This is a genomic window from Streptomyces sp. NPDC048506, from assembly GCF_040651315.1.
Classification (GTDB): Bacteria; Actinomycetota; Actinomycetes; order Streptomycetales; family Streptomycetaceae; genus Streptomyces.
The window spans coordinates 197,139-212,054 of the sequence record NZ_JBEZIX010000006.1 but is presented as its reverse complement, the minus strand read 5'-3'; the positions used below and the strand labels follow the sequence as shown (position 1 = coordinate 212,054).

14 protein-coding genes are annotated in these 14,916 nt (G+C 72.7%); 4 read left to right on the top strand and 10 right to left on the bottom strand.

Features of this window, described 5'->3' with window-relative positions:
- Positions 1-38: 38 nt before the first annotated feature.
- Both AB0C96_RS06790 and AB0C96_RS06785 read right to left on the bottom strand, forming a co-directional pair.
- The gene (locus AB0C96_RS06790; protein WP_362914409.1) at positions 39-1,043 is read right to left on the bottom strand and encodes a PhoH family protein; all 1,005 of its coding nucleotides are present in this window, start codon (positions 1,041-1,043) and stop codon (positions 39-41) included.
- Positions 1,044-1,206: 163 nt separating this feature from the next.
- Positions 1,207-2,439, bottom strand: a complete 1,233-nt coding sequence (locus AB0C96_RS06785) for a PfkB family carbohydrate kinase (RefSeq protein ID WP_362914407.1) — start codon at positions 2,437-2,439, stop codon at positions 1,207-1,209.
- Positions 2,440-2,505: 66 nt separating this feature from the next.
- Between AB0C96_RS06785 and AB0C96_RS06780 the strand changes: the two genes are divergently transcribed.
- Positions 2,506-3,843: a 6-phospho-beta-glucosidase gene (locus tag AB0C96_RS06780; RefSeq protein ID WP_362914405.1), complete on the top strand. Its 1,338-nt coding sequence runs from the start codon at positions 2,506-2,508 to the stop codon at positions 3,841-3,843.
- 136 nt (positions 3,844-3,979) lie between these two features.
- Here the strand turns inward: AB0C96_RS06780 and AB0C96_RS06775 are convergent, their stop codons facing one another.
- From AB0C96_RS06775 to AB0C96_RS06760, 4 genes are read right to left on the bottom strand one after another with little or no spacing between them, the layout of a single operon-like run.
- On the bottom strand, positions 3,980-4,603 hold the full coding sequence (locus tag AB0C96_RS06775; protein WP_362914403.1) for an MBL fold metallo-hydrolase: 624 nt from the start codon (positions 4,601-4,603) through the stop codon (positions 3,980-3,982).
- The gene (locus tag AB0C96_RS06770; protein WP_362914401.1) at positions 4,603-5,688 is read right to left on the bottom strand and encodes an S-(hydroxymethyl)mycothiol dehydrogenase; all 1,086 of its coding nucleotides are present in this window, start codon (positions 5,686-5,688) and stop codon (positions 4,603-4,605) included. Before AB0C96_RS06770 ends, AB0C96_RS06775 begins: the two co-directional genes overlap by 1 nt.
- Positions 5,689-5,709: 21 nt before the next feature.
- On the bottom strand, positions 5,710-5,844 hold the full coding sequence (locus AB0C96_RS06765; protein WP_362914399.1) for a hypothetical protein: 135 nt from the start codon (positions 5,842-5,844) through the stop codon (positions 5,710-5,712).
- The gene (locus tag AB0C96_RS06760) at positions 5,841-7,148 is read right to left on the bottom strand and encodes a glucarate dehydratase family protein (RefSeq protein WP_362914398.1); all 1,308 of its coding nucleotides are present in this window, start codon (positions 7,146-7,148) and stop codon (positions 5,841-5,843) included. Before AB0C96_RS06760 ends, AB0C96_RS06765 begins: the two co-directional genes overlap by 4 nt.
- 326 nt (positions 7,149-7,474) lie before the next feature.
- Here AB0C96_RS06760 and AB0C96_RS06755 point away from each other — a divergent pair, with 326 nt between their 5' ends.
- Positions 7,475-8,290, top strand: coding sequence for an HAD family acid phosphatase (locus AB0C96_RS06755; protein WP_362914396.1), 816 nt, complete (start codon positions 7,475-7,477; stop codon positions 8,288-8,290).
- 18 nt (positions 8,291-8,308) lie between these two features.
- Here AB0C96_RS06755 and AB0C96_RS06750 read toward each other — a convergent pair whose 3' ends face one another.
- Both AB0C96_RS06750 and AB0C96_RS06745 read right to left on the bottom strand, forming a co-directional pair.
- Positions 8,309-9,214 (bottom strand): ribonuclease Z, encoded by a 906-nt coding sequence (locus tag AB0C96_RS06750; protein ID WP_362914394.1) that lies wholly within the window; start codon positions 9,212-9,214, stop codon positions 8,309-8,311.
- A 6-nt stretch (positions 9,215-9,220) separates the two neighbouring features.
- Positions 9,221-9,580 carry a histidine triad nucleotide-binding protein gene (locus AB0C96_RS06745; protein WP_362914393.1) on the bottom strand — a complete coding sequence of 120 codons (360 nt, stop codon included), beginning with the start codon at positions 9,578-9,580 and terminating at the stop codon, positions 9,221-9,223.
- A 204-nt stretch (positions 9,581-9,784) separates the two neighbouring features.
- On the opposite strand from AB0C96_RS06745, the gene AB0C96_RS06740 reads away from it, so the two are divergent.
- Both AB0C96_RS06740 and AB0C96_RS06735 read left to right on the top strand, forming a co-directional pair.
- On the top strand, positions 9,785-10,216 hold the full coding sequence (locus AB0C96_RS06740; RefSeq protein ID WP_362914391.1) for an OsmC family protein: 432 nt from the start codon (positions 9,785-9,787) through the stop codon (positions 10,214-10,216).
- A 187-nt stretch (positions 10,217-10,403) separates the two neighbouring features.
- Positions 10,404-12,887 carry a hypothetical protein gene (locus tag AB0C96_RS06735; RefSeq protein ID WP_362914389.1) on the top strand — a complete coding sequence of 828 codons (2,484 nt, stop codon included), beginning with the start codon at positions 10,404-10,406 and terminating at the stop codon, positions 12,885-12,887.
- Positions 12,888-13,069: 182 nt separating this feature from the next.
- On the opposite strand, the gene AB0C96_RS06730 is transcribed toward AB0C96_RS06735, so the two are convergent.
- Together AB0C96_RS06730 and AB0C96_RS06725 are read right to left on the bottom strand one after the other, a co-directional pair.
- Positions 13,070-13,813 carry a 16S rRNA (uracil(1498)-N(3))-methyltransferase gene (locus AB0C96_RS06730; protein ID WP_362914387.1) on the bottom strand — a complete coding sequence of 248 codons (744 nt, stop codon included), beginning with the start codon at positions 13,811-13,813 and terminating at the stop codon, positions 13,070-13,072.
- The gene (locus tag AB0C96_RS06725; RefSeq protein ID WP_362914385.1) at positions 13,810-14,901 is read right to left on the bottom strand and encodes a nitronate monooxygenase; all 1,092 of its coding nucleotides are present in this window, start codon (positions 14,899-14,901) and stop codon (positions 13,810-13,812) included. Before AB0C96_RS06725 ends, AB0C96_RS06730 begins: the two co-directional genes overlap by 4 nt.
- Positions 14,902-14,916: the final 15 nt, after the last annotated feature.

Below are 14,916 nucleotides of genomic sequence, written 5' to 3'. Positions count from 1 at the left end.
GAGTTGCTTCTCGCTTCTTGATCGCGCGGTGCCCCGGCTCACTGGCCGTTGCGGCTGTCGTACTTCTCGTAGGCGTCGACGATACGGCCGACGAGCTTGTGCCGGACCACGTCCTGGCTGGTGAGCAGGGAGAAGTGCACGTCGGCGACGCCGTCCAGGATCTCCCGGACCTGCCGCAGACCGCTCTTCGTGCCGCCCGGGAGGTCGATCTGGGTGACGTCACCGGTGACGACGATCTTGGAGTCGAATCCGAGGCGGGTGAGGAACATCTTCATCTGCTCGGGGTTCGTGTTCTGCGCCTCGTCGAGGATGATGAACGCGTCGTTGAGCGTCCGGCCACGCATGTACGCCAGCGGCGCGACCTCGATCGTGCCCGCCGCCATCAGGCGCGGGATGGAGTCGGGGTCGAGCATGTCGTGCAGCGCGTCGTAGAGCGGGCGCAGGTACGGGTCGATCTTCTCGTAGAGGGTGCCGGGCAGGAAGCCCAGCCGCTCGCCGGCCTCGACCGCGGGGCGGGTCAGGATGATGCGGTTGACCTGCTTGGCCTGGAGCGCCTGGACGGCCTTGGCCATGGCCAGATACGTCTTGCCGGTGCCGGCCGGGCCGATGCCGAACACGACGGTGTGCTTGTCGATGGCGTCGACGTAGCGCTTCTGGTTGAGGGTCTTGGGCCGGATCGTGCGCCCGCGGTTGGACAGGATGTTCTGGGTGAGCACCTCGGCGGGCGTCTCGCTCACCGCTCCGTCGCCGTCCTCCGCCGCGCGCAGCATGGCGATCGAGCGTTCCACTGCGTCCTCCGTCATCGGTTGTCCGGTGCGGAGCACCAGCATCATCTCGTCGAAGAGGCGCTGGACGAGGGCGACTTCCCCGGGGTCGCCGACAGCGCTGACTTCGTTCCCCCGGACATGGATGTCGGTCGCCGGGAAGGCTTTTTCGATCACGCGCAGTAGCGAGTCTCCGGAACCCAGCACCGTGACCATCGGGTGCTTGGCCGGGACGGTGAACTGGGCGTGCGCCTGCGGTTGCGTGGGTGTCTGAGTCATAGGGCGGCTCGGTGGCCTGCTCAACCCCCATCCTTTGCTCATCAGAGGTGCCTGCCTGCACCGGCTCCTTGCGATACAAGAGTACGACGGGGCACTGACAAGCCCGAGGGCTTTTCCGTGCCGCCGGCCCGAGCGGGCGGGCAGCCGTCCGTGCGGGCGCCGCTCAGGCCGGCCGGCGGAAGCCGATGGTGGGCACGGCGCGGGCCATCGGGGCGGGCCCGCCAGGGCGTGCGGCGTCGGCCGCTCCGGTGGAGCCGGTGCTCGCGCCGGGGGCGGGCAGCACCTCGTCCAGGAAGGCGTACTGGCGGCACAGGCCCTCCGCCGCGCTGCTTCCGCCCGACCCAGCCGCGCTGCTTCCCGCCGCCGCGCCCGCCCCGCGCCCGCGCACCTGCTGCCACCACGCCGCGATCTCCGCCCAGCCGGGCGCGGCGAGCGAACCGCCGAACTCCTGCACGGACAGGGCGGCGCTCAGCCCTGCGAAGGACAGCCGGTCGGCGAGCGGCCAGTCGGCCAGCGTGCCGGTGACGAACCCGGCCACGAACACGTCGCCGGCGCCGGTCGGGTCCAGCGCCTGCACGGCGATCGCGGGCACCTCGGCGGTCTCGCCGGTCCGCCCGTCCACCGCGTACGCGCCCTTGGAACCGAGCGTGACCACGGCGAGCGGGACCAGGTCGGCGAGCTTGCGGGCGGCCGCGCGCGGGCAGTCCGTGCGGGTGTAGCGCATCGCCTCCTCGGCGTTCGGCAGGAACGCCTCGCAGTGTTCGAGGTCGGCGAGGTCGGCCGGGTCCCATCGGCCGCTTTCGTCCCAGCCCACGTCCGCGAAGATCCGGCTGCCGCGGCCGGCCGCACAGCCCAGCCAGCCCTCCCGTCGGCCGGGCACGAGCGAGGCGATGCAGGCCCGGGACGGCGGCGGGCAGCCCGGCGCGTGCTTGCCGTCGAAGGCGAAGTCCGGCGGCGGCGCCTCGTGGCCGTGCGAGACCATCGTGCGCTCGCCCTCGTACGCCATGGAGACCGTCACCGGGGAGTGCCAGCCGGGGACCGTGCGCGACAGCGACAGGTCGATGCCCTCGCCCTGTTCGAGCACCTCCCAGCAGTACTCGCCGTACTTGTCGTCGCCGAAGGCCGCGGCGAGGGAGGTGCGCAGCCCGAGCCGGGCCAGCGCGGTGGCCATGTTGGCGACGCCGCCGGGGCTGGAACCCATGCCGCGGGCCCAGGATTCGGTGCCGCGGACCGGCGCGGAGTCCAGGCCGGTGAAGATGATGTCCAAGAAGACCGTGCCGGTGAGGTACACGTCGGTACGGGGATCGCCTTCGGCGCGCACCTCGGCCAGCGGATCGAGCCCCGGTGACACCGCGGCCGGCCCCGCGGGCGGATGGACATCGCGTCGGCTGCTCACCGTGCACGCCCCTCTCGTATCGGCACGTGCCGCCAGTGTGCCTGATGCTGGGGTACGTTCCGCCCCATGAGGCTGACGATTCTCGGTGGAGGCGGCTTCCGGGTGCCGCTGGTCTACCGCGCGCTGCTGGCCGACCCGGCCGGATCCGTCTCCGAGGTGGTCCTGCACGACACCGATCCCCGCCGGGTGGCGGTGATCGCCGCGGTGTTGACACGGCTGGCCCGGGGGCATCCGGCGCCGGTGCCCGTACGGGTCGCGAAGGGGCTGGACGAGGCGCTGGCCGGCGCCGACTTCGTCTTCTCGGCGATACGGGTGGGCGGTACGGCCGGCCGGATCCGCGACGAACGGATCCCGCTCGCCGAGGGCGTGCTCGGCCAGGAGACGGTCGGTGCGGGCGGGGTCCTCTACGGTCTGCGGACGATCCCGGTGGCGCTGCACATCGCCGAGCGGGTCGCCGCGCTCGCCCCGAACGCCTGGGTCATCAACTTCACCAACCCCGCCGGCATGGTCACCGAGGCGATGTCCCAGGTGCTGGGCGACCGCGTCATCGGGATCTGCGATTCACCCGTGGGGCTGGTGCGCCGGGCGGCGCGGGCGGCCGGCGCGGACCCGGCGGCCTTCGAACACGGCGACGTCGGCTACGACTACGTGGGGCTCAACCACCTCGGCTGGCTGCGGTCGTTGACGCTGGAGGGCACCGAGCTGCTGCCGCGGCTGCTCGCCGACGACACCGCGCTGGGGTCCTTCGAGGAGGGCCGGCTGTTCGGCGCGGAGTGGCTGCGCACCCTGGGGGCGCTCCCCAACGAGTACCTGCACTACTACTACTTCCGCCGCGAGACCCTCGATTCCGTACGGGACACCCCCGAGACCCGCGGCGAGTTCCTCGACCGGCAGCAGGGCGGCTTCTTCGCGCGGGCCGCGGCGGCCGGCGACCCCGACGCGTCGTACGCGCTGTGGGAGCGGACCCGGCTGGAGCGCGAGGAGACGTACATGGCGCACAGCCGGGAGGCCAGCGGCGGCTGGCAGCGCGACAGCCACGACCTGGAGGGCGGCGGGTACGACCGGGTGGCGCTGGCCCTGATGCACGCCATCATCCGGAACAGCGGGACCCGGCTGATCCTCAACGTCCGCAACGGGACGACGGTGCCGCAGCTGGCGCCGGAGGCGATCGTGGAGACGGTGTGCGAGGTGACCGACCGCGGCGCCCGGCCGCTGCCCTGCGCGCCGCTGCGGGAGGACCAGTTGGGGCTGATGTTGCAGGTCAAGGCGGTGGAACGGGCGGCGGTCGAGGCCGCGGTGTTCAAGGACCGCGGCGCCGCCCTGCGGGCGCTGGCGCTGCACCCCCTGGTGGACTCCCCCGCGGTGGCCGCCCGCATCCTGGAGCGGGCGGCCAAGGAGGCGTGAGGAGACGGGAGCACGTCCGGCACCCGTACGGAATACCGTCCGCCCCCGCCGCGTTGTGGCCCCGCAGGGGGCGCTCCCGTCCCCTACGGGATCTGTTCGCCCACGCCCTACGGGCCGCGCTCCCGCGGCGCAGCCGCTAGGGCCGCTGCCACTCGTCCAGGTGCGGGGCCTCCTCCCCGATCGTCGTCGAGTCGCCGTGCCCGGTACGGACCTGGGTCTGCGGGGGCAGGGTCAGCAGCCGGTCCCGGATCGACGCGACGATCGTCGGGAAGTCCGAGTAGGACCGGCCGGTGGCGCCGGGGCCGCCCTGGAAGAGGGTGTCCCCGGTGAAGACGGTGTGCAGGTCGGGCGCGTAGAGGCAGACCGCGCCCGGGGCGTGCCCCGGGGTGTGCAGCACGGTCAGGTCGGTGCCGGCGATGGTCAGCACCTGCCCGTCGGCCAGCTCCGCGTCCGGTGCGGTGTCGGGGTGGGTCATCTTCCACAGCGGCAGGTCGGCGGGGTGCAGATGGATCCGGGCACCGGTGCGGGAGGCCAGCGCGGGGGCGGCGTCGATGTGGTCGTTGTGCGCATGGGTGCAGATGATCGCGCGCAGCGTCCGGCCGCCGAGGGCCTCCAGGATGGCGTCGGCGTCGTGGGCGGCGTCGATGACGACCGCCTCGTCGTCGTTGCCGACGATCCAGACGTTGTTGTCGACCTCCCAGGTGCCGCCGTCGAGGGAGAAGGTGCCGGAGGTGACCAGGTGGTCGATGCGGGCCGCCATCAGAGCACCACCACCGAGCGCAGGACGTCGCCGGCGTGCATCCGCGCGAAGGCCCGCTCGACGTCCTCGATGCCGATGGTCTCGGTGACGAAGGCGGCCAGGTCGATCCGGCCCTGAAGGTGCAGGTCGATCAGCATCGGGAAGTCCCGGGAGGGCAGACAGTCGCCGTACCAGGAGGACTTGAGAGCCCCTCCGCGGCCGAAGACGTCCAGCAGGGGGAGTTCCAGGGTCATGTCCGGGGTGGGGACGCCCACCAGGACGACGGTTCCGGCCAGGTCGCGGGCGTAGAAGGCCTGCTGGAAGGTCTCGGGCCGGCCGACCGCGTCAATGACGACGTCCGCGCCGAAGCCGCCAGTGAGTTCCCGGACCGCCTCGACGGGGTCGATGGTGCGGGAGTTGACGGTGTGGGTGGCGCCCATGGTGCGCGCGGTGGTCAGCTTGCGGTCGTCGATGTCGACCGCGATGATCTTGGACGCGCCGGCCAGCCGCGCGCCGACCACGGCCGCGTCCCCGACTCCGCCGCAGCCGATCACCGCGACCGCGTCGCCGCGACCGACGCCGCCGGTGTTGAGGGCAGCGCCGATGCCCGCCATCACCCCGCAGCCCAGCAGTCCGGCCACCGCGGGCGACACCTCCGGGTCGACCTTGGTGCACTGCCCGGCGGCCACCAGCGTCTTGTCGGCGAAGGCACCGATGCCCAGCGCGGGGGTCAGCTCCGTGCCGTCCTTCAGCGTCATCTTCTGTTCGGCGTTGTGGGTGTCGAAGCAGTACTGGGGACGGCCGCGCAGACAGGCCCGGCACTGGCCGCACACCGCACGCCAGTTGAGGATGACGAAGTCGCCCGGGGCGACGTCGGTGACGCCGTCGCCGACGGACTCGACCACGCCGGACGCCTCGTGCCCGAGCAGGAACGGGAACTCGTCGTTGATGCCGCCCTGCTTGTAGTGCAGATCGGTGTGGCACACCCCGCACGCCTGGATCTTCACCACGGCCTCGCCCGGCCCCGGATCCGGTACCAGGATCGTCTCCAGCCGGACCGGTTCGTTCTTCCCCGGCGCCACCACGCCGCGCACTTCCTGTGCCATCGGAACAGCCCCTTTCAAAGATCACGTACGGGACCACTGTGGCGTACCGCCACTGAGCCGTGCCTCACCGTACGCGTGCCGGACCGCGCGGCGCAGGACCCCGGCCAGGTCCGTGATCTCCGGCTCCGCCGCGCGGGCCGCGCCGGTGCCGGTCACCAGCGCGGGACGGCGGGGGTGACCCAGTCGGGGTCGGCCAGCCGCATCGCCGCGGCGTCGTCCCGGTCGCGCAGCGCGCCGTCGTCGGCCAGCCAGCGGCGGTGCAGCGCGGCGAGCCGGTCGCGGTCGAGTTCCACACCGAGGCCGGGGGCGTCGCTGACGTCCATCCGGCCGTCGCGGAAGGCGAGCCGCTCGGTGAGGACGTCCTCGGTCTGCCAGGGGTAGTGGCTGTCGCAGGCGTGGTGGAGGTCCGGCACGGTCGCCGCGACGTGCGTCATCGCGGCGAGGCTGATGCCCAGATGGGTGTTGGAGTGCATGGACAGGCCGATGCCGAAGGTGCGGCAGACGGCGGCGAGTTCGCGGGTGTTGCGCAGCCCGCCCCAGTAGTGGTGGTCGGAGAGCACGATCTGGACGGCGCCCCGGGTGACGGCCTCGGCGATCTCGTCGAAGGTCGTCACGCACATGTTGGTCGCCAGGGGAAGATCCGTGGCGGACGCGACCTCCGCCATGCGGGCCGTGCCGCTCGCCGGGTCCTCCAGGTACTCCAGCACGTCCCGCAGCGCGTCGGCGACCTCAAGCGATGTCGCCACGCTCCAGGCGCCGTTGGGGTCGAGCCGCAGCGGCCGGCCGGGGAACGCGTCGGCCAGCGCCCGGATCGCCGCGACCTCCTGGTCCGGTGCGAACACCCCGCCCTTGAGCTTGAAGGACCTGAAGCCGTGGGTGTCGGCCAGCCGGCGGGCCTGTGCGACCACGCCGGCCGGGTCGAGCGCCGCGCCCCAGTCGTCCCGCTCGCCACGGCCGCCGGGATGTTCGGCCCACCGGTAGAAGAGGTAGGCGCTGTACTCCACGCGGTCGCGCACCCTGCCGCCGAGCAGGGCGTGCACGGGCAGCCCGGTGTCCTTGCCCCAGGCGTCCAGGCAGGCGACCTCGAAGCCGGAGAGGACGGAGAGCCGCAGTTTGTCGGCGGTCTGTGCGCCCCGCAGTCCGCCGGTGTCGACGGCGGCGGCGGCGGTCGCGGCCGACGAGTCACCGCAGACCTCGGCGGCGAGGGCGGGCAGACCGTTCAGGTCCGTGACCGGCCGACCGATCAGCGCACCCGCCAACGACTGGGCGATGTCGAGGTACTTGGTGTCCCCGTAGGTCTCGCCGACGCCGGTGGCGCCCGACTCGGTGACCACCTCGACGATCAGTCGGGGCGTGTACGGCTGGTGTACGCCCTGGGTGTTCAGCAGGGGTGGATCGGCCACCAGGATCGGGGTGAGCCGGACCTCGGCGATGTCGAGGCGGTGCGGGGAGGGGGTCATCCAAAGGCTCCTGCGGGGTCGGGGCGAGATCCGGGCACCTTCAGTTCGTTCCTACGACTCGTTCGGCTCGTTCCTACGACTCGTTCGGCTTGTTCCTGCGACTCGTTCGGCTCGTTCCTATATATAGACGACGTCCACGCATGCGCGTGGAGACTAGGGAGCCGCCATCCGACCGTCAATACCCGCACCCCCGGCAGTCGCCCGGTTGCACAAACCCTCCACGCGTAGCCTTTGCCAATCCTTGAATCTTCGCGCGTAGATAGGCATATGAGGCTCTGTTACATCTACCGGTGACCCCACAACCTGCTTCACCGAAGGAGCCGCGCATGCCGCGCCCCGTTCGCTTCCGCCTCGGCCTGTCCCGTCGCGCCCGCCTCGGCGCCGCCACGGTCGCCGCCCTCGTCGCCGGCACCGCCGCCTTCGGCATCGGCCAGGCCACCGCGGAACACTCCGTGCCGCGCACCGACAAGGAGATCCCCAACCTCACGCAGGTGCAGGACAAGATCAAGGCGTACTACGGCGACACGGTGACGGCCGACGGCGAGCACTACGCCTCCCCGCGCAGCAACTACGCCCGCCAGGTCCGCGGCATCGAGTCCAAGGCCCGCACCTACCTGACCAAGGCCCTCGCCAAGCACTCCGGGACCGACGCGACGACCCGCCCCGCCATCGTCCTCGACATGGACGACACCACCCTGCTCACCTACAACTACGAGCTCCAGGTGGGCTTCCACTTCACCCCCGAGAGCCAGGACAAGTACCTCGAAAGCACCGACATGGACCCGGTGTTCGGTATGAACCGGCTCGTCAACTGGGCACACGACAAGGGCGCCGAGGTCTTCTTCATCACCGGCCGCAAGGAGGCGCAGCGCGACTGGAGCGTGCGCAACCTCAAGAACATCGGCTACGACGTGGCCCTCGACCGCACCCACGTCTACCTGAAGGACAAGGAGCACCCGCCGGCCTACCTGCCCTGCGGCGCCACCTGCACCACCATCGAGTACAAGTCGGGTACCCGCAAGCACATCGAGTCGCTCGGCTACCACATCGTCGCCAACTTCGGTGACCAGTACAGCGACCTGAGCGGCGGCGCCGCCGACCGTGCCTTCAAGATGCCGAACCCGATGTACTACCTGCCGTAACCGCGCACCTCCGGGCGCTCAGCGCCGCTTCGGCATCGGCACGCGCAACAGGTCCTTGGCGACGGCCAGTTCGCCGGTGAAACCCGCTGCGCGTGCCTGCCGCTCGAACTCCGTGGGGTCGTCGTAGCGCTGCGAGAAGTGCGTCAGCACCAGGTGCCGCACCCCCGCCCGGGCGGCCACCTCCGCGGCCTGCCCCGCGGTCAGATGGCCGTGGTCCACGGCCAGTTGGACGTCCTCGTCGAGGAACGTCGACTCGATGACGAGCATGTCCACGCCCTCCGCGAGGGCGTGGACCCCGGGGCACAGCCGGGTGTCCATGACGAAGGCGAAGCGCTGTCCGGGGCGCGGCTCGCTCACCTCGTCGAGGGTGACGCCGTTCAGCTCGCCGAGCCGCTGGAGCCGCCCGATGTCCGGCCCGCTGATCCCGTGCTCCGCCAGCCGCTCCGGCAGGATCCGCCGGGAGTCCGGCTCGACGAGGCGGTAGCCGTACGACTCGACCGGGTGCGAGAGCTTGTGCGCCTCCAGGACGTACGACGCCGACCGCTCCAGCACACCGTCGACGGCGACCGGCCGCTGGACCAGCCGGACCGTCTCCCGGTACGCGGTGGCATAGCGCAGCCGGTCGAAGAAGCGCTCCCCGCTGGCCGGGTAGTGGGCGGTGACCGGGTGGGGCACCCGGTCCAGGTTGATCCGCTGGATCACCCCGGCCAGGCCGAGCGAGTGGTCACCGTGGAAGTGCGTGATGCAGATCCGGTTGAGGTCGTGGGCGGCGACGCCGGCGCGCAGCATCTGGCGCTGGGTCCCCTCGCCGGGGTCGAAGAGCAGCCCCTGGCCGTCCCACCGCAGCAGGTAGCCGTTGTGGTTGCGGTGCCGAGTGGGGACCTGGCTGGCGGTGCCGAGGACGACCAGTTCGCGTACGGACACGGCTGATTACCCGGGGGGCCACTGGAGGCCACGGCCACCGAGCACGTGCAGGTGGGCGTGGAAGACGGTCTGCCCCGCACCGGCGCCGGTGTTGAAGACCACCCGGTAGCCGCGGTCCTCGACCTTGTCCTCGGCGGCGACCTCGCGGGACTCGCGCAGTATGTCGGCGACGACCTGCGGCTCGGCGGCGGCGAGGGCCGCGGCGTCGGGGTAGTGCACCCTGGGGATGACCAGGACGTGCGTCGGTGCCTGGGGGTTGATGTCGCGGAACGCGACGGTGGTCTCGGTCTCCCGGACGATGGTCGCCGGCACCTCCCCCGCCACGATCTTGCAGAACAGGCAGTCGGCCTGCGGTTCACCCGCCACGGGTGGCTCCTCCCAGGTCATCCGTCATGCGCACGGTGCGCACGGCCTCGGATGCTACCGGGCGGGGCCTGCGGGGGCGTCCATCGCACCCGTACGCGGCGCGGGCGCCCCGCACACGCCATGGCGGGGAGCGGGCGCGGGCCGCTTCCCGATCACTAAGCTGACGGCCGATCGCTTTCGCACCACAACCGGGAGTTATGCACCATGGCAACCACGCGCACCGCCTCGACCCACTGGGAAGGCAACCTCCTGGAGGGCAAGGGCACCGTCGCCCTGACGTCCTCCAACATCGGCTCGTTCGACGTGAACTGGCCCTCCCGCGCGGAGCAGCCCAACGGCCGCACCAGCCCCGAGGAGCTGATCGCGGCGGCCCACTCCTCCTGCTACTCCATGGCCTTCTCGCACGGTCTGGCGGGCAAGGGCTACACCGTCGAGGCCCTGGACACCCAGGCCGATGTCACCTTCCAGCCGGGCGAGGGCATCACCGGCATCGTCCTGACCGTCAAGGCCCGGGTTCCCGGTCTGTCCGAGGAGGACTTCCAGGCGGCCGCCGAGGACGCCAAGAAGAACTGCCCGGTGAGCCAGGCCCTGGCGGGCGTCAAGAACATCACGCTCGCCGCCGAGTTGCTGAGCTGATCCGGCGACGGCCGGCACGGTCGTCGCCCCTGGTGAACGACGGTGCGCCGGCCGGCCCTTGGGTCCGGTCGGCGCACCGCTGCGTGGTCGGCGGCGTTGTCAGTGGGCTGTGCCACGATCTCTTCGACGGACGGCCCCGCGCCGCTCCGCAGGACGTCGCACGCCCGCACGCGAAGGGACCCACCACGTGACCGACAGCTCGCCCACCGCACTCCGCCTGGCGCTGCGCCTCGCCGATCCGGACACCGCCGATGCGCTGGCCGAGCGGCTGCGCCCGGAACTGCTGGCCGCGCTGTCCCAGCGGTTCGGGCTGCCGGCGCAGAGGGTGGCGGAGCTGGTCGGGCCGGGCGGTGCGGCGCTGCGGGCCGCGTGGGAGTCCGACGAGGAGGCGTTCCTGATCCGGGCGGCCGGGACCGGCGATCCGGTGATCGCCCGGGAGCTGTGGGGCGCGCGGTACCACCCCGCCTCCCAGTACCCGCGGCGCGTGAAGGACGTCCCGGGCCTGCTGGCGGCGGTCCTGGGCGCCGCCGACGCCTCGGACCCGCGCTGGTACGACGAGGACGGTCTCGTCCCGCTGCTCCAGGAGGAGGCGACCGGAGTCGAGCTCGCACCGGCGCTGACCGGCCCGTTCCCCGAACTGATCGCCTACGCCCTGGTCCGGCTGGCGCCGAACCTCCCGCTGCCGGCCGTGCTGGACGCCGCGGTCGCCCTGGCCCGGCTCGCGGGCGGCGAGGGGATCGCCGCGTTCGTCCGTGCCGTCGAGGGGGCGGAGGACATCGACCTCGGGCACCCCGGGCTGCTGGACCTGCTGCGGTCCGCCGCGACCGCCGCCGATCCGGAGGCCTTCCTGAGCGAACGCCGGCCGGCCGGGGAGTGGACCGACCCGGCCGCGCTGCGCGCCGTGCTGATGATCCGGGACGGCTACGAGCCGCCGGCGAAGCCCGACGGCCTGGACTGGGAGCTCGTCCGCCGGGAGCACCTCCGCCAGCCCTTCGGCTCGGAGCACCGCCGCGGCCGGGGCTACTGGGGCGGCAACCGGCTGCTGCGGCTGATCAAGTGGGAGGGCTGCCCCCGCGAACTGGTCATGGAGAGCTTCCGCGAGACTCCCGGGGTCGCCGCGCGGCTCGCCGCGGAGCTGCCCTTCGAGGCCCTGCTCGGGCCCGAGGCCCGGGCGGGCAAGCTGGACTTCGACGAGGTCCTCGGGCGCGGCATCCGCGCGGGCTGGCTGCCCGTGGACCGGGTACTGGCCGAGGTCGGCCCGGCGACCGAGGTGCTCAAGGCCCTGCCGTACGACCACGAGCCGACCCGCGAGGCCCTCGCCGATCTGCTCGAACCGCTCGGCACGGACCCGGTCAACTGGCTGACCTGTTACGCCCGGATGGGGCGGGCCCAGGGCAGCGTGGCCGAGCTGATCGGTGATGCCGCCGATGACACCTCCCGCAGGAAGCGCAGCACGACCTGGCCGCGTCCGCTGGAGGCGGTGTTCCCCGCGACCGCCCCCGAGGCGTCCCGGGCCGCGTTCCTGGGCCTGTTCGAGTGCGCCTCCGAGGAGGCCCAGATCGCCGTCGTACCGCACTTCGACGCCCGGGCCGTACAACACCTCCTGGTGTACGGCGATCCGACGCCCGCCGTCCGGGACGCGGTGCTGGCCGCCCACGGCGTGTCGGCGGCGGCCGCGCAGGCCTCCACCCACTCCCTCTCCGAGGAGCAGCTCACCGCGCTGCTGGACCTCGACGAACCGCGGGTGGACGCCAACCTCTTCTTCCACTGCCGCATCGACCAGCGGGAGCGGGAGCGGATGCTCGCCGGCCGGCTGCGCGGCGGCGGCACCCGCACCGTCCCCCAGGAGCTGTTGCACGTCCTGGACGAGACCAACCTCGGCCACTACCGCCACTGGCTCGTCGCGGGCCTGGAATCCGGTGATCCGGGCGTCGCCCGCACGATCGTCGGACGGTTGCGGCTTCAGATACCGGCGGCGCGGCTGCGGCTGCTGATATCCGTGTGGGAGCGCAGCGGCCCGGACGCGGTGCGCGAGGTCCTGGCGCTGGACCGCCTCCCGGTCACCCTGCGCCGGCAGACCGAGAAGGCCCTGGACGCCCCCGACGGGTTGCGGCAGCTGCGCGCCCGGCTGGCCGCCGAGGAGGAGCCGGCGAAGCTGGTGGCGTTCCTCACCAAGACGCCGGCCTACGACGCCGGTCAGCAGGCGCGCAAGCTGACCGGTGACGGCATCGCGCTCCCCTGGCCCGCGCTGGTCGAGGCGTACCGCTCCGGCGGACTGACCGACAACCTCGCCGAGTACCTCGCGGAGTGCACGGACTGCCCGCGCGAGCTGCTGCTGGAGCTGCTGGCCCGCACTCCCGAGGGCGGGCGCCACGACGCCTCATGGGTCCGGCGGGCGCTGGAGCGCGGCGCGCTCACACCGGAGGACCTGCTGACCCGCTCCGGCCCCGCCCGGACGGCCCTCGCGCATCTCCTGAAGGTCGTCGACTCCCCCGGCCGGCAGACGGATCGCCAACGACTGCGGGCTCGGGCCGCCGCACTGACCGGCGAGCATCTGGGCACCGACATCGAGGCCTGGGCGGTCTGCCTCCACCTGCTGCCGACGTTCACCGGCAGCCTGGCGGAGCTGGTGGCGACGGCCGGGGCGATCATGCAGCCGGCGGCGGTCTGAGGTTTGCCGCGACGGCGGGGGGTGAGGTGGGCGGGCCCTGGGGGGTGTCTCCGTCTCCCTAGGGGCGGGGCGAACACTTCCCGTAGGGGACGCGAGCGCCCCCTGTGGGGCCCTCAACGCGGCGCCGCCCGGCCGGTATTCCCGCTGCCCAGCCAGCCCCGGCCAGCCCCAGCCAGCTCCAGCTAGCTCCAGCGCCCCGTGCGTCCCAGTAGGAGTGCCGTCGCCGCGGTGCCGGCCGTGGAGGTGCGCAGCACGGTCGTGCCCAGGCGGTACGGCTTGGCACCGGCCTCGGCGAAGGTGGCGAGCTCCTCCGGGGAGACGCCGCCCTCCGGGCCGACCACGAGCACGATGCGGCCGGTGGTGGGGAGTTCGGCGGTGGCGAGCGGGGAGCTGCCCTCCTCGTGGAGGACGGCGGCGAAGTCCGCGTCGGCGAGCAGAGCCGCCACCTGTTTGGTCGTCAGCGGGTCCGCGACCTCGGGGAAGGTCAGCCGGCGCGACTGCTTGCCGGCCTCCCGGGCCGTGGCGCGCCACTTGGCCAGCGACTTGGCGGCCCGCTCGCCCTTCCACTGGGTGACGCAACGCGCCGCCGGCCAGGGCACGATGGCGTCCACGCCGGTCTCGGTCATCGTCTCGACCGCCAGCTCACCGCGGTCACCCTTGGGCAGCGCCTGGACGACGGTGAGGGTGGGGCTCGGCGGTTCCTCGGTGCGCAGTTCCGCAACGGCCACGGTGAGCCGGTCCTTGCCCTCGACGGCGGCCACCGTGCCGTAGGCACCGGCGCCCTGACCGTCCGTCAGCACGACCTCCTCGCCGACCCGCAGCCGGCGCACCGACACCGCATGCCGCCCCTCGGGGCCGTCCAGGGTCAATGTGCCGCCGGCCCGTACGTCCGCGAGCGAATCGACGAGGAAGACCGGCGCGGTCATGAGGCGACACCGCCGTCGGCGGGCAGGTTCATCGAGGCGCGCGCCGCGTCCAGTTCGGCCATCAGGACCTCGATGAGCTGCGCGGCGGGCAGCTCCCGGGCCAGCCGGTGCCCCTGCCCCGCCCAGAGGTTCAGGCCCTGCGCGTCGCCCGCCTTGGCCGCGGCCTTGCGCACGGTGGAGGTGAGGTAGTGGACGGCGGGGTAGGCGGCCGGGGCGTACGGGCCGTGCTCGCGCAGGAAACGGTTCACCAGGCCTCGGGCCGGGCGCCCGGAGAACGCCCGGGTCAACTCCGTATGCGTGAACAGGGGGTTGGTCAGCGCCTGCTTGTGCAGCGGGTTGGCACCCGACTCGGGGGTGGCGAGGAAGGCGGTGCCCAGCTGCGCCATGGTCGCCCCGGCGGCCAGCACGGCGGCGATCTGCGCGCCGCGCATCAGCCCGCCCGCGGCGATCACCGGGATCTGCACCGCCTCACGGACCTGGCCGAGCAGCGCCAGCAGCCCCAGGCCCGCACCGGTCCCGTCCAGGTGCGGATCGTCCCGGTGCGTGGCCTGGTGGCCGCCCGCCTCCACGCCCTGCACACAGACCGCGTCCGCCCCCGACCACTGGGCGGCCTGTGCCTCGGCCGCGGTGGTGGCGGTGACGACGGTGTACGTACCGACCTTGGCGAAGGAGTCGAGGACGGCGCGCGAGGGGCAGCCGAAGGTGAAGGACACCACCGGCACCGGGTCCTCCCGCAGGATCGCGAGCTTGGCCTCGTAGCCGTCGTCGCTGGGACCGTCGGTGTCGCCGAGCTCGGTCTCGTACCAGGCGGCCTCGCCGGCGAGTTGCTCGCGGTAGACGTCGACCGCGGAGGTGTCGGCCAGGGAGGGCTGCGGCATGAAGAGGTTGACGCCGAAGGGCCGGTCGGTCAGCGACCGCAGCTGTTTGATCTCCTGGTACATGCCGTCGGCGGTCTTGTAGCCGGCGGCGAGGAAACCGAGGCCGCCGGCGCCGCAGACGGCAGCGGCCAGCTCGGGTCCGGAGCCGCCTCCGGCCATCGGGGCCTGCACGATCGGGTGCCGGCAGAGATCGGTCAGTGCGGTGGGCATGCGCACATCGTGTCA